20 protein-coding genes, 2 tRNA genes and 2 rRNA genes are annotated in these 25,752 nt (G+C 27.6%); 12 read left to right on the top strand and 12 right to left on the bottom strand.

Going from position 1 to position 25,752, the window contains the following annotated elements:
• Nucleotides 1-30: 30 nt before the first annotated feature.
• Complete coding sequence (locus tag AMN95_RS03655) at nt 31-1,287, bottom strand: PQQ-dependent sugar dehydrogenase (protein WP_075522627.1); 1,257 nt, start codon at nt 1,285-1,287, stop codon at nt 31-33.
• A 219-nt stretch (nt 1,288-1,506) separates the two neighbouring features.
• Between AMN95_RS03655 and AMN95_RS03650 the strand changes: the two genes are divergently transcribed.
• The 5 genes from AMN95_RS03650 to AMN95_RS03630 are packed head-to-tail and all read left to right on the top strand — an operon-like array spanning nt 1,507 to nt 6,399.
• Nucleotides 1,507-2,664 carry a glycosyltransferase gene (locus AMN95_RS03650; RefSeq protein ID WP_075522626.1) on the top strand — a complete coding sequence of 386 codons (1,158 nt, stop codon included), beginning with the start codon at nt 1,507-1,509 and terminating at the stop codon, nt 2,662-2,664.
• On the top strand, nt 2,661-3,416 hold the full coding sequence (locus AMN95_RS03645) for a glycosyltransferase family 2 protein (RefSeq protein ID WP_075522625.1): 756 nt from the start codon (nt 2,661-2,663) through the stop codon (nt 3,414-3,416). Before AMN95_RS03650 ends, AMN95_RS03645 begins: the two co-directional genes overlap by 4 nt.
• On the top strand, nt 3,413-4,480 hold the full coding sequence (gene gmd, locus AMN95_RS03640; RefSeq protein WP_075522624.1) for a GDP-mannose 4,6-dehydratase: 1,068 nt from the start codon (nt 3,413-3,415) through the stop codon (nt 4,478-4,480). Before AMN95_RS03645 ends, gmd begins: the two co-directional genes overlap by 4 nt.
• Nucleotides 4,473-5,441 (top strand): NAD-dependent epimerase/dehydratase family protein, encoded by a 969-nt coding sequence (locus AMN95_RS03635; RefSeq protein WP_075522623.1) that lies wholly within the window; start codon nt 4,473-4,475, stop codon nt 5,439-5,441. Before gmd ends, AMN95_RS03635 begins: the two co-directional genes overlap by 8 nt.
• Before the next feature lie 10 nt (nt 5,442-5,451).
• A complete protein-coding gene (locus AMN95_RS03630) occupies nt 5,452-6,399 on the top strand; it encodes an MraY family glycosyltransferase (protein ID WP_075522622.1) in 948 nt (315 codons plus the stop codon).
• On the opposite strand, the gene AMN95_RS03625 is transcribed toward AMN95_RS03630, so the two are convergent.
• Genes AMN95_RS03625 through AMN95_RS03595 form a run of 7 tightly spaced genes read right to left on the bottom strand, consistent with a single transcriptional unit; the run spans nt 6,389 to nt 13,754 of the window.
• On the bottom strand, nt 6,389-7,039 hold the full coding sequence (locus tag AMN95_RS03625; protein ID WP_075522621.1) for a hypothetical protein: 651 nt from the start codon (nt 7,037-7,039) through the stop codon (nt 6,389-6,391). The genes AMN95_RS03630 and AMN95_RS03625 overlap by 11 nt on opposite strands.
• 30 nt (nt 7,040-7,069) lie before the next feature.
• Nucleotides 7,070-8,848: an ATP-binding cassette domain-containing protein gene (locus tag AMN95_RS03620; protein ID WP_075522620.1), complete on the bottom strand. Its 1,779-nt coding sequence runs from the start codon at nt 8,846-8,848 to the stop codon at nt 7,070-7,072.
• A gap of 32 nt (nt 8,849-8,880) precedes the next feature.
• Nucleotides 8,881-9,846 carry a Gfo/Idh/MocA family oxidoreductase gene (locus tag AMN95_RS03615; protein WP_075522619.1) on the bottom strand — a complete coding sequence of 322 codons (966 nt, stop codon included), beginning with the start codon at nt 9,844-9,846 and terminating at the stop codon, nt 8,881-8,883.
• An 11-nt stretch (nt 9,847-9,857) separates the two neighbouring features.
• A complete protein-coding gene (gene pseB / locus AMN95_RS03610; RefSeq protein WP_075522618.1) occupies nt 9,858-10,868 on the bottom strand; it encodes a UDP-N-acetylglucosamine 4,6-dehydratase (inverting) in 1,011 nt (336 codons plus the stop codon).
• Nucleotides 10,869-10,899: 31 nt separating this feature from the next.
• Entirely contained in the window at nt 10,900-11,634 is a 735-nt protein-coding gene (locus tag AMN95_RS03605; protein ID WP_075522617.1) for a cytidylyltransferase domain-containing protein, read from the bottom strand.
• A complete protein-coding gene (locus AMN95_RS03600; RefSeq protein WP_075522616.1) occupies nt 11,635-12,510 on the bottom strand; it encodes a hypothetical protein in 876 nt (291 codons plus the stop codon).
• Nucleotides 12,489-13,754 carry a DegT/DnrJ/EryC1/StrS family aminotransferase gene (locus tag AMN95_RS03595; RefSeq protein WP_075522615.1) on the bottom strand — a complete coding sequence of 422 codons (1,266 nt, stop codon included), beginning with the start codon at nt 13,752-13,754 and terminating at the stop codon, nt 12,489-12,491. The genes AMN95_RS03600 and AMN95_RS03595 overlap by 22 nt, the downstream gene beginning before the upstream one ends.
• Nucleotides 13,755-13,913: 159 nt before the next feature.
• On the opposite strand from AMN95_RS03595, the gene pseI reads away from it, so the two are divergent.
• From pseI to pseG, 6 genes are read left to right on the top strand one after another with little or no spacing between them, the layout of a single operon-like run.
• Complete coding sequence (gene pseI, locus AMN95_RS03590; protein ID WP_075522614.1) at nt 13,914-14,987, top strand: pseudaminic acid synthase; 1,074 nt, start codon at nt 13,914-13,916, stop codon at nt 14,985-14,987.
• Between the two features lie 8 nt (nt 14,988-14,995).
• Nucleotides 14,996-15,847 carry a sugar nucleotide-binding protein gene (locus AMN95_RS03585; RefSeq protein ID WP_075522613.1) on the top strand — a complete coding sequence of 284 codons (852 nt, stop codon included), beginning with the start codon at nt 14,996-14,998 and terminating at the stop codon, nt 15,845-15,847.
• Entirely contained in the window at nt 15,844-17,544 is a 1,701-nt protein-coding gene (locus AMN95_RS03580) for a carbamoyltransferase C-terminal domain-containing protein (RefSeq protein ID WP_075522612.1), read from the top strand. The genes AMN95_RS03585 and AMN95_RS03580 overlap by 4 nt, the downstream gene beginning before the upstream one ends.
• The gene (locus AMN95_RS03575) at nt 17,541-18,236 is read left to right on the top strand and encodes a PIG-L deacetylase family protein (RefSeq protein ID WP_075522611.1); all 696 of its coding nucleotides are present in this window, start codon (nt 17,541-17,543) and stop codon (nt 18,234-18,236) included. The genes AMN95_RS03580 and AMN95_RS03575 overlap by 4 nt, the downstream gene beginning before the upstream one ends.
• The gene (locus AMN95_RS03570; RefSeq protein WP_075522610.1) at nt 18,236-18,877 is read left to right on the top strand and encodes a formyltransferase family protein; all 642 of its coding nucleotides are present in this window, start codon (nt 18,236-18,238) and stop codon (nt 18,875-18,877) included. The genes AMN95_RS03575 and AMN95_RS03570 overlap by 1 nt, the downstream gene beginning before the upstream one ends.
• A complete protein-coding gene (gene pseG, locus AMN95_RS03565) occupies nt 18,870-19,910 on the top strand; it encodes a UDP-2,4-diacetamido-2,4,6-trideoxy-beta-L-altropyranose hydrolase (RefSeq protein ID WP_075522609.1) in 1,041 nt (346 codons plus the stop codon). Before AMN95_RS03570 ends, pseG begins: the two co-directional genes overlap by 8 nt.
• A gap of 27 nt (nt 19,911-19,937) precedes the next feature.
• Here the strand turns inward: pseG and AMN95_RS03560 are convergent.
• From AMN95_RS03560 to AMN95_RS03545, 4 genes are all read right to left on the bottom strand, one after another.
• Nucleotides 19,938-22,690, bottom strand: a 23S ribosomal RNA gene (locus AMN95_RS03560).
• Nucleotides 22,691-22,823: 133 nt separating this feature from the next.
• A tRNA-Ala gene (locus AMN95_RS03555) sits at nt 22,824-22,899 on the bottom strand.
• Nucleotides 22,900-22,910: 11 nt separating this feature from the next.
• Nucleotides 22,911-22,987: transfer RNA gene (locus AMN95_RS03550), tRNA-Ile, on the bottom strand.
• A 100-nt stretch (nt 22,988-23,087) separates the two neighbouring features.
• A 16S ribosomal RNA gene (locus AMN95_RS03545) occupies nt 23,088-24,562 on the bottom strand.
• Together the 16S and 23S rRNA genes with 2 tRNA genes alongside form the textbook arrangement of a ribosomal RNA operon.
• Nucleotides 24,563-24,896: 334 nt before the next feature.
• Between AMN95_RS03545 and AMN95_RS03540 the strand changes: the two genes are divergently transcribed.
• Nucleotides 24,897-25,752, top strand: an 856-nt coding sequence (locus AMN95_RS03540; protein WP_075522608.1) for a peptidase M23, incomplete at its 3' end; no start/stop codon positions are given.

The following is a 25,752-nucleotide window of genomic DNA, read 5'->3' as shown; positions in this document are numbered from 1 at the left end:
ACACTTTTAATAACATGAATCTTTATTTAATTATTCTGTCATACTAGGCTTATATATTGCAATCGTGCCTGTAGTTTCAAGAAATAAAACCAAGTACTCATCTATTTGATGAATATCTCTAATCCTTTCATAAATCTTATATCTTTTTTTTGAATTTATTTTTTTATGATCTGAACTTAGTTCATACTCATATAATGATAAGTCACCTTCATCAATGTTAGCACCTAAACTTGTTACATAAAGTTTATCTTTTACTAAAGTTAAATCTGAAATACCTATTGAAGGAACAAAATAATCTATAGGTTCAACAAAACCATAATCTTCGTGAGATTTATAAAATGGCGCTTCTTCATATTTAAACATTACCTCCTCGTTGGGATATCCATAATGTTCTCCATAAGAAGATATTGGATAACCATAATTTTTTATATCGCTTGTTGTTGGATTAACATTCATATTAAGTTCATCACCTCCCATAGGGCCGTGTTCTGTTGAAAAAATTATGTCATTATCTTTATCATATAAAATTCCTTGGGGATTATCGTGTCCAATTGAGATAATTTTGAGTTCTTTTGTTTTTAAGTCTATTTCATAAATCTTACCCAGAAAACTGTTCATATTTTGGGCATTATTTTTCCTACAAAATTCTTTTCCATTCGCCAACCACCTTAAATCTTCACAAATTGACCAATCTCCAATTGTATAAAGTAACTTATTATCCTTATAATCTATTAAATTTCCTCCAACATAATTACTATAAAAAATTCTACATTCATTAATCGTAAGAAATTCTTCAAAATTAATTTTATCTAAATTAATTTCTCCACTTAATATTGAGTGTTTAAAGCAAGCATCATTCTCTTTAATAACTAGAGAAACAAACATTTGATTATCTTTTATAAACAAATTTTTTATAAATGAAGTTTGCGAGTAAGTCGAAAGTCCTGTCTTATAGTTAGAGGTAAACTCTTCTATATTGGTTTCAATTTTTTCAAAACCCAACTTATCATTTTTACTCAATAAATCGACAATCGGTAAGTGCATCATAATTCCTGTGCCTGTGATTAAAAAAAAGTTTTTCTCATTTGAGGATAGATAGGCTCTAGGTCCAGTGAAAATTAGTTTAGAATTTGTATATAAAATTATCTCCTTTTGCTCAAAATCTATATTAGACAAATTATTAGAGGTTCTTTTTTCAAATTCAAACTCTTCTATATTATAAATATAGATATTATTTAATTTTGTTAAAAAATTTCTTATATCTGTTTTAAGACTTTTAGGCATCATTCTTTTATACTTATAGAAAAGGCTTGTATTATTCTCGACGTTATATTTTATGAAATATATTGAACCAAAAAATAAGATAAAAAATAAAATTAATATTGTTATAATTTTTTTCATTTAATTAGATTAAAGAATTAACATAAATTAATTAAATCAGAAATTGTTTAATTACAATTTTTTAAATTAAGTGTATAAATTTTAAATTATTGATACTCATAAAAAATGAACAAAAATTTGAAAGTCTACTATTGGGCGCCATTTACAAGCAAAGTTGCAACAATAAGAGCAGTTATAAATTCAGCTTTTAGTTTGGAAAAATATTCAAAAAATAAAATAAAGACAAAAATAATCGATGCTTCTGGGGAGTGGTCAGAATATTTTGATGAGATAAAAAAATCAAATATCGGCTATATAAAATTAAACAATCATCAATTTTTTGAACAAAAAACTGGATACTTTAATACAAGATTAAATTTCATAAAAATATTCATTAAATGTTTTTTTCCTTTAAAAAAACTCATACAAATTGAAAAACCTGACTACGTAATAATTCATTTAATCACATCTTTGCCTCTTGTTTTAAATTATATTTTAAATCTTAAAACAAAAATGATTTTAAGAGTTTCAGGGCTTCCAAAAATGAATTTTTTAAGAAAATTATTCTGGAAAATTGTTTTAAAAAAAGTTTTTCTTATTACATGCCCGACTGAAGAAACTAGAAATGACCTCCTAAAATATAATTTTTGCAAACCTGATAAAATTGTAGTTTTGTTTGATCCAATAATAAATGTAAAGTTAATAAATAAATATAAAAAAGAAAATATCGTCATAAAAAATGAAAAAAATTATTTTTTAGCAATTGGTAGATTTACAAAACAAAAAAATTTTCTGTTTTTATTAAAAGTTTTTTCAAAATTATTGGAAATTGAAAATAAATCTAAATTGGTTTTAATCGGTGAGGGAGAAAAAGAAAGTGAATTAAAAGATTTTATTTTTCAAAAAAAATTAAATAACAATATCTCAATCATCAATTATCAAAAAAATATTTTTCCATTTATAAATAAATCAAAATGTTTTTTATTACCTTCTCTTTGGGAAGATCCTGGATTTGTATTGATAGAAAATGCCTATTGTAATATTCCAATTATTTCTAGTAATTGCAAAAATGGACCAACTGAAATTCTAGATTATGGAAAAGGTGGTTTTTTATTTAATAATAATTCAGAAAAAGAATTTTTAGATAAGTTAATAGAATTTAATCAGAGTAAACAAGAGGAAATTAAAAAAAAAATTTTATTTGCCAAAAAAAAGGCCAAAAATTTTACGATTTTTTCTCACTATTTAAGATTAAAAGAAATACTTTATTACGATTACAAATGAGATCTGTTTCAATTATTATTCCATATTTTAAAAAACAAAAATATTTTGATAAAACAATTAATTCTGTTTTAAAACAGACTTATAAAAAAAAAGAGATCATTATAGTTTATGATGATGAAGATCTAACAGAACTAAAAAAGTTAAAAAAAAAATTATCAATCTTTAAAAATATTAAAATTATATTAAATAGAAAAAATTTAGGTGCGGGTCTCTCAAGAAATAAGGGTATTAAAAAATCTAAAGGTAAATATATTGCATTTATTGATGCTGATGATCTCTGGAATAAAAAAAAATTAGAAAAACAAATAAATTTTATGAAAAAAAATAATTTAGAATTTTCACATACTTCCTACTCTATAATCAATAAAAATGATAAATTAATTGGAGAGTTCAGGGTTAAAGAGAATTTAACATACTCTGATTTGTTAAATTCTTGTGATATTGGTCTCTCAACCGTAATAATAAAAAGATCATTGATATTGAAAAATAAGTTTAATAATTTTAAGACTAAAGAGGATTATTCTTTATGGCTTAAGTTGTCAAAAAAAGGTGTTATCATTAAAGGATTCAATCAAAAACTAACAAAGTGGAGACAATTAAATAATTCTTTATCGAGTTCGTTTTTTCAAAAAATTTTAGATGGGTTTAATGTTTATTATCTATCTGAAAGAAAAAAAATTATAACTTCATTGATTTGTTTATTGAATCTTTCATTTAATGCTATAAGAAAAAAAGTGAAAATTTATAAATGAAAAAAAAAATAGCGTTAATTACAGGAGTAACTGGTCAAGATGGATCTTACTTAGCTGAACTTTTGCTAAAAAAAAAATATATAGTTCACGGAATTATTCGTAAGTCCTCATCATTTAACACTGGCAGAATAGATCATCTGTATATTGATCCTCATTATAAAACTAATTTTTTTTTACATTATGGAGACTTAACAGACTCTAATACAATTTATAATTTGATATCTCAGATAAAACCTAATGAAATATATAACTTGGGTGCTCAAAGTCATGTTGGTGTATCTTTTGAAAACCCCGAGTATACTGCTGAGGTAACTGGGCTAGGAACTTTAAGAATTCTTGAAGCTATAAGATTCCTTAAATTAAAAAACATTAAGTTTTATCAAGCTAGTACATCTGAATTATTTGGTAAAAAATTTGATAAATCATTTAATGAAAATTCCAATTTTTATCCAAAATCTCCTTATGGTGCCTCAAAATTATTTTCTCATTGGATAACTAAGATTTATAGAGAAAGTTACGATATATTTGCATCAACCGGTATATTATTTAATCACGAGAGTCCAAGAAGAGGTGAAACTTTTGTAACAAAAAAAATAACGAGGTTCTTAGCAAGAAAATTCTATGGTTTAGAAAAAACACTTTTTTTGGGAAATCTATATGCAAAAAGAGATTGGGGTCACGCAATTGATTATGTTGAGATGCAGTGGAAAATTTTACAACAAAGAAAGCCTGATGATTACGTAATATCAAGTGGAAAATCTTATTCTGTAAAAGATTTTGTTAACGAGGCGTGTAAGCAAATTGGTTTTAAAATAATTTGGGTAGGTAAAGGCTTAAATGAAAGAGCGATATTAATTAATAAAAATAAAAGATCAACTTTAATAAAGATTGATAAAAGATATTTTAGACCTTCAGAGGTAGATTATCTTATAGGTGACAGTAAGAAAGCTTTTAAAGAATTAAAATTTAAACCTAAATATAATTTCAAATCATTAATAAGAGACATGCTTAATCATGATATGAGTTTAGCAAAAAAAGATTCGCTATTATTAAATAATGATTAAAAAAAAATCTAGAATTTTTATTGCTGGACATAATGGATTAGTTGGTTCCTCTGTACTAGGATTATTAAAAAAGAAAAATTACTCTAATTTAATAATAGAGAATAAAAGAAATCTTGATTTGAGAAATTATCATAATGTAGACAAGTTTTTTAAAAAAAAAAAGATAGAATTTTTAATTATTTGTGCTGCTCGTGTAGGAGGAATTATGGCAAATTCAAAATACCCTACTGAATTTTTATTAGAGAATTTACAGATACAAAATAATCTTTTAACTTGTGCAAATAAATATAATTTGAAAAGAACAATATTTTTGGGATCATCCTGCATTTATCCAAAATATTCCAAGACTCCTATTAAAGAAAATAATTTACTTAATGGAAAACTTGAAAAAACAAATGAAGCTTATGCATTAGCTAAGATTGCAGGAATTAAGCTTTCGCAATTTATTTACTCTCAATACGGTAAAGATATTATTTGTTTAATGCCAACAAATATTTATGGGACAAATGATAATTTTCAAGAGAAGACTGGTCATGTGATACCAGGACTGATAACCAAATTTCTTAAAGCTAAACGAAATAGAAAAGATGTTGAGGTTTTAGGAACTGGAAAACCATTAAGAGAATTTTTACACGTGGATGATTTGTCCAATGCGATTTATGTAAGTTTAAAAATTTCAAAAAAAAAATTAAAGAAAATATTTGATAGTGAATTACCACTATTAAATGTGGGGACAGGTCAAAATATTTCAATTAAAAATTTGGCAAATCTAATCTCAAAAATAATTAATTTTAAGGGAAAAATTTTGTTTAACAAGCAATTTCCTGATGGTACATATAAAAAAAACCTAGATTCTAGATTGATGAGAAAATTAGGTTGGTCTCCAAAAATTAAATTGAAAGAGGGTCTTGAAAAAGTTATTTCTAAGAGATATCAAAAAGTAAAAAGAGCCAACAGATAGATGTAATAAATTGATTAATTTTTTTTTAGAAAAAGAAAACTATCAAGAACATAAACAGATTACTAGATCCAAAAAAATTTATTTTCTAGGTGGAACAATTTTTTTTATTGGAATTCTTATTTTTTACAATTTATCAAAAATTACTTTATTTGGTTTTTTAATGTATAGCTTAGGTTTGCTATCAGATAAAAATAAGCTTTCATCACCAATAATAAGATTTTTAATCCAATTGTTTATAATTATTCTTACAGTGATATCATGTGAAATTTATATTAATTCAACTAAAATTATTATTTTAGATGAATTATTAAGATATAATAATATTAATATTTTTTTCTCAAGTTTTTGTTTGATTGTTTTAATTAATGGTTCAAATTTTATTGACGGTGTAAATTTAAATTTAATTGGATATTACCTTTTAGTGTTGTTGGTATTGCTTATTTTAAGTCTAAATCTTGATTTGAAAATTAATTTTTATTTTTTATATTTTATGATCTCTACTCTGACAATTATTTTTATATTAAATTTTACTGGTAAAATTGTTTCTGGAGACTCTGGTGCTTATATCTATAGTTTTGTTATTGGAATATTTATAATTCAATTTTCTAATGAAAATAAATTTATTTCTCCCTTATTTTTTGCAGTTTTACTGTGGTATCCGGTCTTTGAAAATCTTTTTTCGATATTAAGAAAAAAACAAATAAATATCTCTCCCTTAAAACCTGACTTTAAACATCTTCATCAGCTAATTTATGAGAAAATAAAAATTAAGTTAATTAAAAGTGAATCTTTGTCTAATAACGTAGCTGGATTAATTATACTAATGTATAATGCATTAATCTTTTTATTTTCATTAAATTTTATAAACAACACTCAAATTTTACTTATGATAATAATTTTAAATATAATTGTTTATGTAAAGACTTACTTTTCCCTGAATTATACAATTAAAAATTAAAAATATAGCTCCTCAAATTTTTAATTAATAACTTTTCATTTTTTAGATCTTTTAGATATATCAACTTAAATTTATGATTTTCTAAAAAAAATTTTTTAATTTGTTTTAAAATTTTTATAGTATGATTAATCTTATTTAATGAGTTAGCGTCATATTTAAAACCTTTTTTCCTTTTTTTTGTTAAAAATATACTTTTATTTTTTGAAATAGAAATCATTACAATCTTGTCAGGTATAGGTATAAGTTTAAGTAGAATCATTTCTGAGTTACTAATTTTAGTTTTACCAATATTTATTAAATAAAACAAAAATCTTTGGTGAAATCCCTCTGATCTTATCAGAACTTTTCCAAACTTATTACAATACTCAAATGCAATAATTTCTCTTACAATCCAATAAAAATGTAAATTTTTTTTATTTTTATCTAATGTTTTGTTGCTTAAATGAATAATAGTAAAAACTAAACATAAACCTAGATTCTTTAAACAAAATTTTAAAAAGAGGTAAATCTTAATAATTTTATTAATTTTCAGTTTATTTTCAAAAATAATTTCCTTCTTATTTTTTTTTAATGAATAAATAAGTTTTTTTGAAATATAACTTTTACCTGATCCTGGTAATCCGATAAATTCAATAATCATAGAGTATTAAAGAATAATTTATTTACCTTTTTATATTTTTAAGTTAGTTACTTTCATCTTTTTTTGTAAATTTTTAAATTCCCCTTTAAATTTAATTTTACCATTTTCAATCAACAATATTTCATCACATTTTTTTAAAACCGAAAACCTGTGTGATATCAATATTACTGTCAAATCCTTACTAAATTTTTTCAAATTTTTAATTATCTTTACCTCAGTAGTTATATCCAGCGCATTAGTAGCTTCATCAAATATTAATATTTTAGGATTTTGATATAAAGCTCTTGCTATCCCTATTCTCTGTAATTGACCACCTGATATCTTCTTTCCTCCATGGCCAATATTAGTATTTAATTTTTTTGGTAGACTTTTAACAAAACTACTCAATTCTGAAAATTGAATGCATTTGTTTAAAAAATGTTTGTCGATTGATTCTTCCTCATGTCCAAAAATTATATTATTAAGAATTGTATCATCAAGCAAATACACATCTTGTGGAACATAACCTATTCCAGACATCCATTTTTTTTCATCTTCAAGTATATTTTTACCATCAAACGAAATTGAACCATCAATCGGTTTTAACAAATTAAGAATAAGATCTACAAAAGTTGTTTTACCAGATCCCGAGGCACCAGTAATTCCAATAGTTTTATTTTTTTTTAATCTAATTGATAAATTATCAATTATCTTATCTTTTTTTTCAGGATATTTGAAATCTAAATTTTTTATTATTAAATCTTTGTCATATTTTCTTTTTTTAGTATTTAATTTATAATTTTTTTTATTAAATTTTAATCTAGAGTATTTCTTTCTAAGAGTTTCATGTACATTATTTAATGAAACAGAATTAAATTTCATAAAATTTAGTGCATTAACAATATTTCCAAAGCTTGGTATCAATCGTACTGTAGCTACAACTATAAAAGTAATCATTGGTAAAAATGAATTTAAAGTATATCCACTACTTATGTAAAAAATTATTAGAATTAGTATTACTGAAATTGATAATATCTCTAAAAAAACTTTTGGTATTTTTGACAAAAAATTCATAAACATTTCATGTTTAAAAGATATATCTAAATTTCTTTTTAAAGTTTTACTTATAGAATGCTCATTTTTTATCAGTTTAATAAACTTAATTCCTGCAAATGCTTGGTTAATAATTTTTAAAGATATAATTCTAAACTTTTTGGCTATATCTCCTCTATTTTTTAGAATTTTTTTAAAAAATAAATAAAATAAAAATAATGGTAATGATAGAGTAACAAAAATTAAAAAAAATAATTCAGGATCTGCATATATAAAAATAATTATGACGACGAGAATTAACATCATTTCTTTAATGATAGTTAATAGAGTAAATATAATGCCAGCTGCTCTTCTTACATCCTCACTAGTATTTTGAAGTAATTTAGCTGGATTGTTTTGAACATGAAAATAATACTCTTTGTCTAAATAATTCTTGAATATTTTTGAAGAAATATCAACATTTATATTTTTAACTAAACCTACTTCAAAATATGCTATTATAAGTGACACCAAGCCCTTAATAAAAAAAATAATTCCAATTATAATTGAACCATAAACAGTTTTTTGAATTAATGATAAATTTTCTATAATATCTTTAATTGCAAACAATCTAAGATATTCATCAAAATTTTTTTGCTCTGTAATAAAAACTACAAATGCTGGTAAGGAGCTTATTCCTATTGTCTCTAAAAAAATTAAAGGAAAAAAAAATAAAACTAATGTAAAAAAATATTTTTTATGTTTTGACTCCAGAATATCAAAAATTTTTTTTACCATAATATTTAGATGAAATATTTCAAATTTTACATCTATTTAATTAATCTATTTTTATGACTTTTTAATGTCCTTTCAACAAGGCTTATAAATTTAAGTGTTTTAATATTTGATTGATTTAGTTTTTCAATCAATTTTTGATTATCAAAGTTTTTTATCACTGCTTTAAGAGTATTTTTTTGGTAATTTTTGATTGAGAATATTTTTTCTTTTTGTTTATGAAATTTTTTATAACCTTTTAATAAATTAAACTTTTTTGTCTTAAATAATTCAATTCTATTTTCATTAAAATCAATCCTAATTTTTCTATCATTAGAGAAAATCAATGTTTCATTTAAAAAAACATCAGTGTTATTTGATATTAGATATATTTCTCCATTTTTATATTTTAATAAAATATTTAAATTGAAATCCTTACTACCACTCATTTGTTTTTTACTAAGCACATAAATATTTATAGGTAAATCTATTTGAAGAAATAACAAATTCAAAAAATGTGAGGCATTTGTTTTCAATCCTCTACTATAAGTATGAGTAATCTTAAAATATTTTGTTTTTTTTAGAAATTCTAAACTTCTATTAAATAAATCTATATATGTCCGATTATAATTTAAAAAAAGATTTATATTTTTTTTTTTACAAAAATTATAAATTTTTTTAAATTGAATATAGTTACTTGCTCCTGGTTTTTCTAGAAGTATATATTTCATTGATTTATGTTGTTTTAATTTATTAAAAACAGAATATAAATTTTGTGTTGATACACTAACTATTACAAACTCGAAATTTGAAAATTTCAGCGCTTTGTCAAGACTTGTAAATAATTCTGATTTATATCTCTTTTTAAATCGTAGTAATTTTTTTTTGTCTAAGTCTACTACTGCTTTTAATTTTAATCTTTTATGATCATTAACTGTTTTAGCATGACTGAGAAACTTATTTTTTAAAATTAGATCGTATTCTAATCCAACAGATCCAAGTCCAATTAAAAGTGTATTCAATTTAATTATATTTAATAATTTAACTTAATTTTATTAACTATTTTTTTTAACTCTTTTATATTCAAAAAATCTTTATTATTTGCGCTATTGTAAGAAAAATTTTTATCTACTTTTTTAAATTTTGAATAAAATTTTTTAGTTTTAAGATTACTCGAGCCCAGAAGAACATAGTAATTTCCTATATCATAACAATTTATACTTTCAGCTATAGTTATCAGCTCTTCAGTTATCTTTTCTCCAGGTCTAACTCCAATGAATTTTATTTTACTTTTTGTATCAATAGCTTTTGCCAAGTCTAATATTCTATAACTAGGCAATTTAGGTATAAATATTTCCCCGCCCAAATTATTTTTGATTGACCATAAAACCATATTAGTAGCTTGCTCTATATCCATGCTAAATCTTGTCATATTTTTATCTGTAATTTGTAAATAACCACTTTTTTGTTGCTTTAAAAAAACTGGTATTACAGAGCCTCTACTACCGTTGACATTTCCATATCTAACAACACTTAATTTAATTTTTTTATTTCCTATTATGTTATTAGTCGACAAAAATAGTTTATCTGAGCATAATTTTGTAGCACCATACAAATTAACTGGGGAGACGGCTTTATCCGTTGATAAAGCAATCACATTGGAAACATTTCTATCCATACAGCATTCAACTAGATTTTGTGCACCAATAATGTTTGTATTGATATATTCAAAAGGATCGAATTCTGCCTTAGGAACTTGTTTCAACGCTGCAGCATGAACTACTATATCTACTCCTTCTAAAGCTCTATACACTCTTGCTTTGTCTCTTAAATCCCCCAAAAAAAATCTTAAATTTTTATATTTTTTCTTAGGATATCTTTCCTCCATTTCAAATTGCTTTAATTCATCTCTGCTGAATATAATTATTTTTTTTATCTTATTTTTTTTATTTAATAAATTTTTTAAAAAAGCATTACCAAAAGAGCCTGTACCTCCGGTAATCAATATAGTCTTGTTATTTAAAAAATTTAAATTTTGAGGCATTATTTTTTTTCAATAATTTTAGATTCATTATTTAATATTTATATATAGTCCTTTTTACATGATTATTTAATTTAGCAACCTTTTTATTTTTACTTAAATATTCTATTATATCTTTGCAGTTATAGTTCTTATTCCAGAAATATTTTATAATTTTTTTAAGCAATATTAAGTCTTCTTTATAATCTAATGTTAAACCAATTTTAGGATATTTTAATGATTTTGGAGCGATTAAATTTAAATGATCAAATTCTTTTGGGTTTCTTCTTATTGCAAGTGTAATATGCTCTTTACATTCAGGATTATTTGCAAATCTTAATGATTTTCTCAATACTTTTAGAGAAAAAACTTCAACATCCATACCTAGTGGATAACTTCTGATAAAACCATTGGATACATAATCTGATTTGTTGTTTTTATAAACATAATATGCTTGATAAATTAAATCCAAATCAATTACAGGACAATCAGAGGTTACTCTGACAATAATTTCAGTTTTAAATTTTTTTGCAGCTTTAATTATTCTGTCTAATACATTTTCCTCTGAACCTCTAAAATATTTTACTTTAAGTTTTTTTGCTATTCCAACAATTTCTAGGTCTTTTGGATTTATTGTAGTGGCAATTATTATATTATCTATAAAATCTAATTTCTTAACTCTCCTAATTAAATATTCTAAAAATGTCATATTATTAAAACATTTTTTCAAAATTTTTTTTGGAAGTCTTGAGGATTGAGATCTCGCTTCAATTATAAGTGAAATTTTCATCTAAATTTTTTTTATTTTATATTCTCTTGAAAGAATTGGTTTAATATAAAGTTTATTAATACCTTTTATATTATTATAAACATCTAAGCCATAATATTTTGCAACAACTAAAGCAAATGTCTCACATCCAAAAACATATCTGAAATTTTTTAAACAATTTAATAAGTTATTTTCTTTTGTTAATTTTATTTGCAAAGATCTAAAAATTTTTGAATTTTCATATTTTTTGGCTTTTTCAGAGGGATGCAATTTTAAGAATATTTGTAAATTTTGGAATTTTTTTATTTTTTTTATCTTTTTTATAAAAAAACTTAATAAGCTAATGTCATAATTAAATTTTCTTTTTTTTAATTTACTTAATATATTATCGAAATTGCTAGATAGATAAATAATCCTGTTATTTTTTGGCTTAATTCTATTTTTTTTCACATAATCTAAATAATAATCTTTAGTTTTTAAAACTCTTGTGGAACGTGGAACAACTTGTTTAACTTTTCTATAAGATAACCTATCTTTTGTAACTATTACGTTAGGAAAGTAAGATTTACCTTTTCTATCAAATCTAAAATTTATATTATGAGGTGCATCTACGAATGAAATAACTCTTTTCTTTAATTCAAATGCATATTTTATCGCGCTATACTCTGTGTCAGTTTGCCAGCCAGTCCCAGTTAAAATAGTATCCGAGTGCATTATTGCTTTTTTTAAAGAATTATAAGAATTTAATCTTTTAAATATTCTTTTTGAAGGACCCTTTAAATAAAAAGAAAAAGATTTTTTTTTTTTAGTTTTAAGGAAATAATATATCTGGTAACCAGCACCACTGTCATTGCAAACTATAAGGGTTTTTTTTTTTAAAAATTTAGATATTTCCATACTTTGTAAAAAGCTTTGCTAATATTTCTGATATCTTTATTTGTATAGGAAAATAGACATACTTGATAACTTAAAAAAGATTTTTCATGAAGTTCTTCTGCTACTGGACATAAACTTTTTTTGTAATCAATTTTTTTATTATAAATATTCCATGGGAACCCTTTTTTGCCATAAGCTATTTTTCTTTTAAAAACTGGCAACTGATGAATGTTTGCATAGCCCTCAACTAATCCTTCTACACCTTCAGCTTTTAAGAGGGTTAAAATTTTTTTTCTAGAAACTCTTAATAAATCTATATTTAATACAATTGGAAAAACATAATAATTATTCAATTTAATTTTTGAGGTTGGTATTCTTATGCCTTTCAGTTTTTCAAGATTTTCAGCTAATTTATTTAATAATTTATTCCTCGAAAATATTATTTTTTTTAATTTCTTATATTGCTCAATACCAATCGCACACTCAATTTCGCCCATTCTAAAATTATATCCTAACATATTGCTGATATCATCTTTTATACCTACTGATGCTTCAGCATGATTTCTCAATTTAAATACTCTGTTTGCTATTTTTTTATTATTTGTAACTAATATTCCTCCTTCACCAGTATTGATATGTTTATGACAATTTAAACTATAACCACCTATTTCAGATTGAGTTCCAGCTAATTTTTTTTTATAAAAAAAATATGGTGATTGAGCACTATCACTTATAATGGAAATTTTCTTACCACGAATTACTCTTTTTATTTTATCTAAATCTGAACCTACGCCAAATATATCAACTGCCAATATAGCTTTTGTTTTTTTTGTTATTTTTTTTTTTATACTTTTTGGATCAATACAAAATGTATTAGGATCTATGTCAGCAAAAACTGGAATTGCGTTCCAATGTAATATCGCAGTAGCACACGCACACATTGTCCATGGAGTTGTAATTATTTCATCTCCTGGTTCTATATCTAGCGCTCCTACGGCACATATTAATCCTGAGGTCCATGAATTTAATGTTATTGCATACTTAACTTTGTAAAAATTTTGCAAATATTTTTCAAATTTTTTTACATAAGTTCCTCCATAAAATTTCTTATTTTTTCCCGCCATAAAATTAGATAGTTTTCCAGACTTTAAAACTTTATTGGCAGCCTTTATTTCTTCAATTCCTATTGAATTATAACTTTTGAGCTTGTAATTTATAGATTTTGGCCCACCATATAAAGCAGGAGTAAAAATATTTTTATTCATAAAAAAGAATTAAATTATAATTTTTAGTTTTGTGTTCATGGTATATTTAGCCTTTTTAAAGTTTTTGTTTTTAAAAATTCTAAAATAAATTATAAGTTTATTATTGTTTAAATGAATTAATGTAAGGATCAAGAAATAATAATTTAAAACTTTCTTTAAATGGCTACAAAATTATTAAAAAAACAATTCAATTTGCCTCTAAATAAAACAATTTCTAATAATTCTAAATGTTTCATAGTTGCAGAGATTTCAGCTAATCACTCAGGAGATTTGAAATTATTGAAAAAAACTATGTTAGAAGCAAAAAAAATAGGTGCTGATGCTGTAAAAATTCAAACATATCAGGCCGATACAATGACATTAAATGTGAATAATAATCATTTCAAAATAGATGACAATTCAATTTGGAAAGGGAAAAAATTATATAGCTTATATCAAAAAGCAGAAACACCTTTTAAGTGGCATAAAGAAATATTTAAGTTCGCTAAAAGAAATAAAATTCTATGCTTTTCAGCTCCATTTGATATCACGGCGGTTAAATTATTAAAAAAAAATAATTGTCCATTATATAAAGTTGCATCTCCAGAAATAGAGGATCTGGAATTGATAAAAGAAATTGCAAAAACAAAAAAGCCAATAATTATTAGCACTGGGATTGCAAGTGAAAATAACATTAAAAATGCTTTAAAGATTTGTAAAAAAGAAAAAAACTATAAGATAATTTTATTAAATTGTATTTCTAGTTATCCAGCACAAGACATTGAATTAAATTTATTACATATAAACATTTTAAAAAAATATGTACCTGTAGTAGGCTATTCGGACCATAGCAATTCAGATTTACCTTGCTTGATCTCTGTTGCGCTAGGGGCAAAAGTAATTGAGAAACATTTTATGTTAAATAACAAAATAAAATCTCCAGATAAATTATTTTCTTATGACTCAAAAAAATTAAAAAAACTAATAGTGAGCATAAGAGCTGTAGAAAAAATGTTAGGACATGAAAAAATTGATAAGAAAAAAATTTTGAAAGGTAAACTTAAAACTGTAACTAGATCACTTTTTTTTTCAAAAGACATTCAAAAAGGAATGAAAATAAATCACGAAAATATAAAATCAGTGAGACCAGGAACAGGTTTAAATTTATCATTTTTTAAAAAAATCTTAAATAAAAAATTAAATAGAAATGTTCTAAAAGGGGATCCAGTTAAATTAAAAGATATTGTCTTTTAAAAAATAAAATGAATAAACTCACTTTTTTAGTTTTAGGGTCTAATGGAACTCTAGGATCAAATATAGTAAAATATCTTAAAAAAAAAAAAATAAAATTTAAGACTGTTGCAAGAAAAAACTCAAATTATAATATAGATTTAAAAAAATTTAAAAAATTAGAAAAATTACTTTTAAACAATAAATTTGATATCGTAATTAATTGTGCTGCAATAATTGATATAGATAAATGTGAAAAAAGTCCAAAGTCAACAGATTTCATAAACTGCAAACTACCTAAATACTTATCTAATATTTCAAAAAAATTTCTATTCAAATTAGTTCATATATCTACTGATCATGTTTATGCAGGAAAGTTTGGGATTTTAAACACTGAAACTAGTAAAATTAAATCATGTAACAATTATAGTAGACAAAAAATTAAAGCGGAACAATCCATTAAAAATAACAAAAATTGTTTAATATTGAGAGTAAATTTTACAAGCAATAATAAAAATTCTTTTGTTGACCAAATTATAAAAAGCTTAAAAAGAAAAAAAAAAATTTATCTTTTTAGCGATATGTATACGTCTACTTTAGATGTAAATACCTGTGCAAAATATATAGTAGATCTATCATTAATGCATTCAAAAGGTGTTTATAATATAGGTTCAAAAGATATGGTCTCTAAAAAAGAATTTGCTATAAGAATGTCAAAATTTTTAAAAAAAAAAATTATTTATGAGACATGTTCTAACGAGGTTCTTAAGACAAAAAGAGGAAAAAATTTAGGATTAAATATAGATAAACTAGAGAAAAAGTTAAATATAAAAGTGATTAACACAAATAAAGTAATAACAAATTTGGCAAAAAGTTATAAATGAAAATTTTAGGTATTGGTTTTTTATCTGAGTCCTCTGTATGCTTGCTTGATAATGGAAGATTAAAATACGCAATTAGCGAAGAAAGGATAAATCGAGTCAAAAACTGGTGGGGTAACCCACATAAAGCTATTAAATATTTGCTAAAAGAGACTGGTTATTCTTTAAAGGATATAGATAAATTTGCAACACATGGATTATCAGCATTAAAAAAAGATGTGCCAAATAAGATTCATTTCAAAAGAAAAAAAAATGAAATTTTAAGCTCAAATCTAAAACACTCACAAAAAATTAGTCAGATTAAATTTTTAAAGGAGAGATATGATCACGAGATAAATGCAAATAAGAGAGTCTTAAATAACATTATTGAATTAAAAAAAAGATATAAAAATTTAGAAGTTTTTGATCATCATGAAGCTCACGCTGCTAGTGCATATTTTTCTTCAAAATGGAAATCCTGTTATACTCTAACCATTGATGGCTGGGGAGATAATAGTTCATCGAAATTGTTCAAATGTAACAATGGAAATTTAAAAGAAATTTCTAGAACAAATACAATAGACTCTCTTGGATATTTTTATGGGAGTATTACTAAACTACTTGGCTTTAAGCCTCATAGACATGAGGGTAAAATTCTTGGGCTTGCGGCTTTTGGTGATCCTAAAAAAGCGTATAAATTTATTTCTCAAATGATTTCATACGATAAAATGAACAAATGTTTTAAAGGAAATTTTGAAAAAGGAATTTATCAATCTAAATACGATAACCCAAATTTAAATTTTTTAAAAAAAAAATTTAAATCTAAAGATATAGCAGCAGCTGCTCAAAGGAGATTAGAGGAAATAATAATTGAATTTATAAAAGACAACATTCCAATTAATAGTAAACTGGCATTAGCAGGAGGAGTTTTTGCAAATGTAAAAATCAATCAAATTATCTCTGAATTAAAAAATATAGATAGTATTTATGTATTTCCGAACATGGGAGATGGAGGATTGTCTGTTGGTAGTGCTCTTTTGGCTTACCATCAAAATAAAAAAAAATACTCTCCTACAAAATCAGAAAGTATGTATCTAGGTCCAAAGTTTTCTAATTCACAAGTTTTAAAAGTTTTAAAAAAAAACAAAGTAAATTATAAAAAATTTAAGAACCCAGAAAAATTTATTGCACAAAAACTTAATCAAGGATATGTGGTAGCTTGCTTCCAAGGAAGGATGGAGTTTGGACCTAGAGCCCTGGGAAACAGAAGTATTTTAGTAAATGCATGTAATGTATCCGTTAATAATTGGCTAAATAAAAAATTGAAAAGAACAGAGTTTATGCCTTTTGCACCTTTAACTCTGAAGATATTCTCAAATAAAATGTATAAAGATTTAAAAAGTAAAAAAAAGGCTATCAATTTTATGACCACGACTGTTAAATGTACTTCTGAGGCAATAAAAAAATCACCTGCAGCTGTTCATGTGGATAAAACTGCACGTCCTCAAATCATTTCTAAAATGAATAATCTTAAAATTTTCAATATATTAAAAGAATATTATAAAATCTCTAAAATACCCAATTTGATAAATACTAGTTTTAATGTTCACGAAGAACCTATAGTTTGTTCACCTGAGGATGCTATAAGAGCCTTTAAAACTAGTAATCTAGATTATATGTATATAGAAGACTACGTAGTAATGAGAAAAAGTTTAATATGATAGAAAATTATAAAAAATATTTAGTCGTTGTCGCCCATCCAGATGATGAGACCCTGGGATGTGGAGGAACTTTAAAAAAATTAACAAAATTAAAAAAAAACGTAAAGGTTATATTTATTGCGGAGGGAACTTCTTGTAGATTTAAAAAACCATTTGATAAAGAAAAAGTACAGGAATTAATTCTGAAAAGAAAAAAAATGGCAATTAGCGCTCTAAAAGAATTAGGCGTAAAAAGATATCATTTTTATGATTTAGAGTGTGGAAAGCTCAAAAGTTTGCCACCAATTATGATTGCTAAAATTATAGAAAAAGAGATAAAATTATTCCAACCCGAAATTTTAATTACTCATTCTAATTACGATGTAAATACTGATCATAAGTCGATTTATCAAGCATGCCTTCAAAGTTCTAGACCAACAAAGAAAGGAAAAGTAATCAAAGGTTTATTATCGTTTGAAATTTTAAGCTCAACTGAATGGAAATATAATAAAGTTTTTGAACCAAATATTTTTATAAATATTGAAAAAGAGATTAATTTTAAGATTAAAGCTCTAAAAAAATACACGTCAGAAATATGTAAGTTTCCTCATCCAAGAAGTGTTGAGGGTATTAAATCTTTAGCAAAATACAGAGGTATGCAGTCAAGTTTAAGGTTTTCAGAAGCGTTTAAATTAATAAGATTATTTTCATAATGAAAATATTGTGTGTAGGTTACAGGGAATGGGCTAAAAAAATTTATTCAAAAACAAAAAAGAAAAAAGGGTTTAGTTTTTATTTTCATGTGAGAAAAAAAGGATTAGTAAATAAAATAAAAAAAACTAATCCAAATATAATTTTGTTCTACGGATGGAGTTGGTTGATAGAAAAATCAATTTATGAAAAATACATATGTTTTATGTTACATCCATCAAAACTTCCAAAATTTAGAGGTGGTAGCCCATTACAAAATCAAATAATCCGGGGCATAAAAAGTTCAGCAGTCACAATATTTAAAATAAATGATAAAATTGATGGGGGAGATATTTATTTTCAAAAAAAACTTTCTTTAGAAGGGACCCTTCATGATATTTTTAACAGAATAGTAGAAATTGGTGTTTTAGGGACAAATAAAATACTTTATGAAAAACCCAGGATTAGAAAACAAAATCTTAGAAAATCCTCTTTTTTCAAAAGAATTAAAGAAAGTCAAAGTGAAATTACTTCTAAAGAATTGAAAAACAAATCTATTCTTCACATATTTAATAAAATTAGAATGTTATCAGATCCCTATCCAAATCCTTATTTAAGAGTTGGAAGAAAAAAACTAATAATTAAAAATATTAAAATTGAATAGAAACATTGGAATAATTGTTAACGAGTCTTCTGATATCGGTAGTGGTCATGCACAAAGATGTATAAATCTTGCATCTCAATTATCAAAAACTTCAAGAAAATTTTATTTTTTTTCAAATAAGAAAATTTTGAAAAAAAATACTTATTCAAAAATAAATATAATAATAAAAGAACAAAATTTTATAAAATATAAAAAAATAAAGTATCTCTCGAAAATTAAAAAAATTATACGTCAAAAAAAAATATCAATCTTAATAATTGATTTGTATGACATAAAATATGATTTAGAAAAAAAACTTTGTGATGTTGTAAATAAATTAATTGTTTTTGATGATTATTGTCATAATAGACATAATTGCGATATACTTATAAATAATAATTTTTTAAATTCTTTTCAAAAAAAAAAAATTAAAAATAACAATCCTAAAACAAAAAAATTTTTTTTAGGTGAAAAATATTTTCTAATTAATAAAAGATTAATAAAAAATAAGAATAAAAGTAAAAATAAAAATAAAACTATTTTTATCTTTTTTGGCAATGCTGAGCAAAACTCAGAAACTCTAAAAGTAATAAAAACATTAAGTGTTCTAGACAGTATTTTTATTAATTGCGTAATAGGCAAATATTCAAAAGATAAAAAAAAAATATTCAATTACTGTAAAAAATTTAAATTTATTAAACTTTTTTATAATGTGACAAATAATCAAATGTTTAAAATCATGAAAAAATCAGATGTTTCTATTGGTTCTGGTGGAGTAAATCTATTAGAGAGATTATCATTAGGGATGCCCTCAATAGTGTACTTAACCGCAAAAAATCAACTTTCTAACGTGACTAACTTGTCTAATAAAAAAAATGTTATTTATGTTGGAAAGTCTCATGATAAGAACTTGAAAAAAATAAAAAATATATTTTTAAAATACGGAAATAAGGAAAGTTTATTTCAGCGAATATTTGAAAAATCAAAAAAAATAAGCTTTGTTAAAAATAACCAACTTTTGTCAAAGGAATTAATTAAAATCTTAAATCAATAAATATTCTAAAAAATTTTTTTCAGTGCATAAATCAAGCCAATTGAGCTATTAGTACTGGTCAGCTGCACGCATTACTGCGCTTCCACATCCAGCCTATCAACGTGGTGGTCTACCACGGCTCTATAGGAAGAACTAGTTTTGAGGTGAGTTTCCCGCTTAGATGCTTTCAGCAGTTATCTCGTCCATACTTAGCTACCCGGCACTGCAGCTGGCGCTACAACCGGTCCACCAGTGGTATGTTCAACCCGGTCCTCTCGTACTAGGGTCAACTCCTCTCAATTCTTCTACACGCATAGCAGATAGGGACCGAACTGTCTCACGACGTTCTGAACCCAGCTCACGTACCACTTTAATTGGCGAACAGCCAAACCCTTGGGACCTGCTCCAGCCCCAGGATGTGATGAGCCGACATCGAGGTGCCAAACACTGCCGTCGATATGAGCTCTTGGGCAGTATCAGCCTGTTATCCCCGGCGTACCTTTTATCCGTTGAGCGATGGCCCTTCCACTCAGAACCACCGGATCACTATGACCGACTTTCGTCTCTGCTCGACTTGTCAGTCTCACAGTCAGGCAGGCTTATGCCATTGCACTCTACGAACGATTTCTGACCGTTCTGAGCCTACCTTCGCACGCCTCCGTTACTATTTGGGAGGCGACCGCCCCAGTCAAACTACCCACCATACAATGTCTTGATGCCGGATAACGGCAATCAGTTAGATATCAAGAAAAACAAAAGAGGTATTTCACTGGTGACTCCACAAAAGCTGACGCCCTTGCTTCAATGTCTCCCTCCTATTCTAAATATGTTTTTCCTAATACCAATGTAAAGTTGCAGTAAAGGTGCACGGGGTCTTTCCGTCTAACTACGCGAACTCCGCATCTTCACGGAGAATTCAATTTCACTGAGTTGATGTTGGAGACAGCGGAGAAATCGTTACGCCATTCATGCAGGTCGGAACTTACCCGACAAGGAATTTCGCTACCTTAGGACCGTTATAGTTACGGCCGCCGTTTACTGGGGCTTCAGAAGTTAGCTTGCACCAACCGCATTAACCTTCCAGCACCGGGCAGGCGTCAGACCCTATACATCCACTTACGTGTTAGCAGAGCCCTGTGTTTTTGATAAACAGTCGCTTCTCCCTAGCTTGTGCCACCTTCTAATAGTTGCCTAAAAAAAGGTCTTCCTTATTCCGAAGTTACGGAAGCATTTTGCCGAGTTCCTTCAACATCATTCTCTCAAGCGCCTAAATATACTCTATTAATCCACCTGTGTCGGTTTAGGGTACGGTCTAATGATGGAGCTGTTTCTTGGAACCTTTTCGCGGCAAATTCAATCCATTAAGAACTCACAACTTACAAGATTCGTCACTTCCATCTGGTTAAGGAATATTAACCTTATTTCCATCGACTACGGCTTTCGCCCTCGCCTTAGGTGCCGACTAACTCTGCGCGGATTAACCTTGCGCAGAAACCCTTGGATTTTCGGCGAAGAAGTTTTTCACTTCTTTTATCGTTACTTATGTCAGCATTCGCACTTCTGATATCTCCAGGATCCCTCACGGGTATCCCTTCACAGACTTACAGAACGTTCCGCTACCAGTTATAATTTTCGAAAAAATTATAAATCCACAGATTCGGTATATGATTTTAGCCCCGTTACATCTTCGGCGCAGAAACTCTATTAGACCGGTGAGCTGTTACGCTATCTTTAAAGGATGGCTGCTTCTAAGCCAACCTCCCGGCTGTTAAGGAATTTCCACATCCTTTCACACTTAATCATAATTTTGGGACCTTATCTGGTGGTCTGGGCTCTTTCCCTCTCGACCATGGACCTTAGCACCCACAGTCTGTCTGCTGAGGAACAATGTTTAGCATTCGGAGTTTTATTAGGTTTGGTAAGAATCTCTTCCCCCTAGCCCATTTAGTGCTCTACCTCTAAACATCTATTTACTCAACGCACTACCTAAATAGTTTTCGCGGAAAACCAGCTATCTACGAATTTGGTTGGCCTTTCACCCCTTACCACAAGTCATCCAAAGACTTTTCAACGTCAACTGGTTCGGTCCTCCGGTAAGTGTTACCTTACTTTCAACCTGCTCATGGTAAGCTCATTCGTTTTCGGGTCTAATTCATAAAACTATTCGCCCTATTAAGACTCGCTTTCGCTGCGCCTACACCTAGATGGCTTAAGCTTGCTTTATAAATTAAGTCACTGACCCATTATACAAAAGGTACGCCGTCACTCTAAAAAGAGCTTCGACTGATTGTAGGCATGCGGTTTCAGGTTCTATTTCACTCCCCTAATAGGGGTTCTTTTCACCTTTCCCTCACGGTACTAGTTCACTATCGGTCACTGAAGAGTATTTAGGCTTAGAGGGTGGTCCCCCTATATTCGAGCAGGATTTCACGTGTCCCGCTTTACTCAAGAATTTTGTTAAACATTACTCATACGGGACTATCACCCTCTTTGGTTAGCTTTTCCAAACTATTCAAATTTTTTTAACAAAACTACTGGCCTAATCCGCTTTCGCTCGCCACTACTAACGGAATCTCAATTGATTTCTTTTCCTCTGGTTACTTAGATGTTTCAGTTCTCCAGGTTATCTCTTTAAACCTATGTATTTAGTTTAAAGTACCACATAAAGTGGTGGGTTTCCCCATTCGGAAATTTTCGGATCAAAACTTACATACAGTTCCCCGAAACTTATCGCAGTATATCACGTCCTTCATCGGCTTTCAGTGCCTAGGCATCCGCCACACGCCCTTAAACGCTTGATTTATGCACAGAAAAAAATTCTGTGTTGAATCAAATTTTTATTTTGAACATCAGCTAATAATATAGCTAATGTTCGGATATAGATATTGATATTAATTATTAATTTTATTTACAATTTATTATAGCTAAGTGTTTTGGTGGAGGATAGCGGGATCGAACCGCTGACCTCCTGAATGCAAATCAGGCGCTCTCCCAGCTGAGCTAATCCCCCTTAATTAATATTGGTGGGCCGAGAAAGACTCGAACTTTCGACCCCACCCTTATCAAGGGTGTGCTCTAACCAACTGAGCTACCGGCCCCTATGCAAGAGAAACACTAATTTTCAGAAGAGAAATGAGGACGGTCAACATTACCTATGTATATTATTTAGAATAAAATATTAATTTTATTCATCCTTAGAAAGGAGGTAATCCAGCCGCAGGTTCCCCTACGGCTACCTTGTTACGACTTCACCCCAGTCGCTGACTATACCGTGGTCAAGGATTTTAAACCTTGCCTTAAGGTAGAACCAACTCCCATGGTGTGACGGGCGGTGTGTACAAGACCCGGGAACGCATTCACCGTGGCACGCTGATCCACGATTACTAGTAATTCCAGCTTCATGCACTCGAGTTGCAGAGTGCAATCCGAACTGAGGTATCTTTTAAGGATTTGCTTGACGTCGCCGTCTTGCTTCCTTTTGTAGATACCATTGTAGCACGTGTGTAGCCCAACACGTAAGGGCCATGAGGACTTGACGTCATCCCCACCTTCCTCCAGCTTATCACTGGCAGTTCTTTCAGAGTGCCCAACTAAATGATGGCAACTAAAAGTGAGGGTTGCGCTCGTTGCGGGACTTAACCCAACATCTCACGACACGAGCTGACGACAGCCATGCAGCACCTGTGTTTCGTCCGGCCGAACCGAAAACTTTAATCTCTTAAAGTCGCGACGAACATGTCAAGTGTTGGTAAGGTTCTGCGCGTATCTTCGAATTAAACCACATGCTCCACTACTTGTGCGGGTCCCCGTCAATTCATTTGAGTTTTAACCTTGCGGTCGTACTCCCCAGGCGGTGTGTTTATCGCTTTCACTGCGACACTGAAAATAAATTTCCAACGTCTAACACACATCGTTTACGGCATGGACTACGAGGGTATCTAATCCTCTTCGCTACCCATGCTTTCGTTCCTCAGTGTCAGTAATGATCCAGAAAGCTGCCTTCGCAATTGGTATTCTTTCTAATATCTACGAATTTCACCTCTACACTAGAAATTCTGCTTTCCTCTATCATACTCTAGCTGAAAAGTTTTGATGGCAGTTCCAGAGTTAAGCTCTGGGATTTCACCACCAACTTTTTCAACCACCTACGAACTCTTTAAGCCCAGTAATTCCGAACTACGCTAGGTCCCTTCGTATTACCGCGGCTGCTGGCACGAAGTTAGCCGGACCTTCTTATTCGGGTACAGTCATTTTCTTCCCCGACGAAAGAGCTTTACAACCCAAGGGCCTTCTTCACTCACGCGGCATCGCTGCATCAGAGTTTCCTCCATTGTGCAAGATTCCCCACTGCTGCCTCCCGTAGGAGTTTGGGCCGTGTCTCAGTCCCAATGTGGCTGATCATCCTCTCAAATCAGCTATTGATCAAAGTCTTGGTAGGCCATTACCCCACCAACAAACTAATCAAGTGCAGGCTCATCCAATGGTGCATAAAGCTTTCTCCGTAAAGACTTATCTGGTATTAGCACAAGTTTCCTCGTGTTATTCCAGGCCAAAGGGTAGATACCTACATGTTACTCACCCGTCTGCCACTAAGTATTGCTACTTCGTTCGACTTGCATGTGTTAGGCGTGCCGCCAGCGTACGTTCTGAGCCATGATCAAACTCTCAAGTTTAAAAACGGCGCACACTAGCTTCCATATAAATTCTAAGAATAAAATTTATATGATGTTGAAGTGTGTACGACAAATTTTGGTAACCTTAACCGTCCACACTTCTCTTCTAAAAATTTTAACTTTTTTAATAGCTAATTGAGCAAAAAAGCCCAATAATACTCACTAATTTATTGTAAACACAATAATTTATTGAGAAAGTTTGATGCTTATAGGCTAAAATTAAAGGAAATCAAGCGTTTAGAAACAAAAAAACACAAAAAAACTCTTGATTTTAAAGGGTATTTTTTGTTTTTTTTAATACTAAACTAATAATTGCAATATTTAAAACTGTATAATGATTAATAAAATTAAAATTAAAATTAAGAATAAAAACGAAATTTTAGCATTAATTTTATTAATGATTATCACTGTTACTTTCACAAACTATTACAATTATACAAAAAAAAAAATTAAAACAAATTACAACGAAATAATAAATAATGTTTATTTCAAAAAAACTGCAAATCATTTTCTTGATAAATTGGAGCCAAAATTCAAAAAAATTAGACATCAAATTTCTGAGGGAGAGACCTTTGATAAGATCCTAAATAGTTACTCTATAAAAAAAAATGAAATTCAAAATTTAAAAATTAAACTTTCTCAAAAAATAAATCTTAATAGACTTAATACAAATCAAAAAATTTATTTAACTATAGATCAGTCAAATAACCAAATTAAAAATTTTATATTTCAAATATCAAATAAGGAAAGAATACTTTTAAAAAGAAATGAAGATAAAAATAATTTCAGTCAAGAAATTATATTAACGAAATTAGATAAAAAAATAATCTATCAAGAAAATACTATCTTACAAAGCTTGTATAGATCGGCCATTGAAAAAAAGATACCTGCAAATACAATTATAGAGTTAGCGAGAATATATGGATTCCAAGTTGATTTTCAAAGAGATATAAGAAAAAAAGATCGATTTCAAATTATGTATGAAATATTTATAGATGAAAATGAAAAAACAATTGAAATAGGTAACATATTGTATGCAAATCTAATTCTTAGTGGTGAGGATAATTCTTTATACTATTTTGATAAAGAAGGCAGTGTTGGACATTATGATAAAAATGGAAAAAGTGTAAAAAAAGCATTAATGAAAACTCCTATCAATGGTGCAAGACTATCCTCTCCCTTTGGTATGA

This window comes from Candidatus Pelagibacter communis, assembly GCF_001180185.1.
In the GTDB taxonomy this organism is placed as follows: domain Bacteria; phylum Pseudomonadota; class Alphaproteobacteria; order Pelagibacterales; family Pelagibacteraceae; genus Pelagibacter; species Pelagibacter ubique_F.
This window is presented reverse-complemented; position numbering and strand designations above follow the sequence as displayed.

What these genes read in the sequence shown, in the direction of transcription:
- AMN95_RS03655 (WP_075522627.1), bottom strand. Translation starts at nt 1,287, where the DNA reads ATGATGCCTAAAAGTCTTAAAACAGATATAAGAAATTTTTTAACAAAA.
- AMN95_RS03650 (WP_075522626.1), top strand. Translation starts at nt 1,507, where the DNA reads ATGAACAAAAATTTGAAAGTCTACTATTGGGCGCCATTTACAAGCAAA.
- AMN95_RS03645 (WP_075522625.1), top strand. Translation starts at nt 2,661, where the DNA reads ATGAGATCTGTTTCAATTATTATTCCATATTTTAAAAAACAAAAATAT.
- gmd (WP_075522624.1), top strand. Translation starts at nt 3,413, where the DNA reads ATGAAAAAAAAAATAGCGTTAATTACAGGAGTAACTGGTCAAGATGGA.
- AMN95_RS03635 (WP_075522623.1), top strand. Translation starts at nt 4,473, where the DNA reads ATGATTAAAAAAAAATCTAGAATTTTTATTGCTGGACATAATGGATTA.
- AMN95_RS03625 (WP_075522621.1), bottom strand. Translation starts at nt 7,039, where the DNA reads ATGATTATTGAATTTATCGGATTACCAGGATCAGGTAAAAGTTATATT.
- AMN95_RS03620 (WP_075522620.1), bottom strand. Translation starts at nt 8,848, where the DNA reads ATGGTAAAAAAAATTTTTGATATTCTGGAGTCAAAACATAAAAAATAT.
- pseB (WP_075522618.1), bottom strand. Translation starts at nt 10,868, where the DNA reads ATGCCTCAAAATTTAAATTTTTTAAATAACAAGACTATATTGATTACC.
- AMN95_RS03605 (WP_075522617.1), bottom strand. Translation starts at nt 11,634, where the DNA reads ATGAAAATTTCACTTATAATTGAAGCGAGATCTCAATCCTCAAGACTT.
- AMN95_RS03600 (WP_075522616.1), bottom strand. Translation starts at nt 12,510, where the DNA reads ATGGAAATATCTAAATTTTTAAAAAAAAAAACCCTTATAGTTTGCAAT.
- AMN95_RS03595 (WP_075522615.1), bottom strand. Translation starts at nt 13,754, where the DNA reads ATGAATAAAAATATTTTTACTCCTGCTTTATATGGTGGGCCAAAATCT.
- pseI (WP_075522614.1), top strand. Translation starts at nt 13,914, where the DNA reads ATGGCTACAAAATTATTAAAAAAACAATTCAATTTGCCTCTAAATAAA.
- AMN95_RS03585 (WP_075522613.1), top strand. Translation starts at nt 14,996, where the DNA reads ATGAATAAACTCACTTTTTTAGTTTTAGGGTCTAATGGAACTCTAGGA.
- AMN95_RS03580 (WP_075522612.1), top strand. Translation starts at nt 15,844, where the DNA reads ATGAAAATTTTAGGTATTGGTTTTTTATCTGAGTCCTCTGTATGCTTG.
- AMN95_RS03575 (WP_075522611.1), top strand. Translation starts at nt 17,541, where the DNA reads ATGATAGAAAATTATAAAAAATATTTAGTCGTTGTCGCCCATCCAGAT.
- AMN95_RS03570 (WP_075522610.1), top strand. Translation starts at nt 18,236, where the DNA reads ATGAAAATATTGTGTGTAGGTTACAGGGAATGGGCTAAAAAAATTTAT.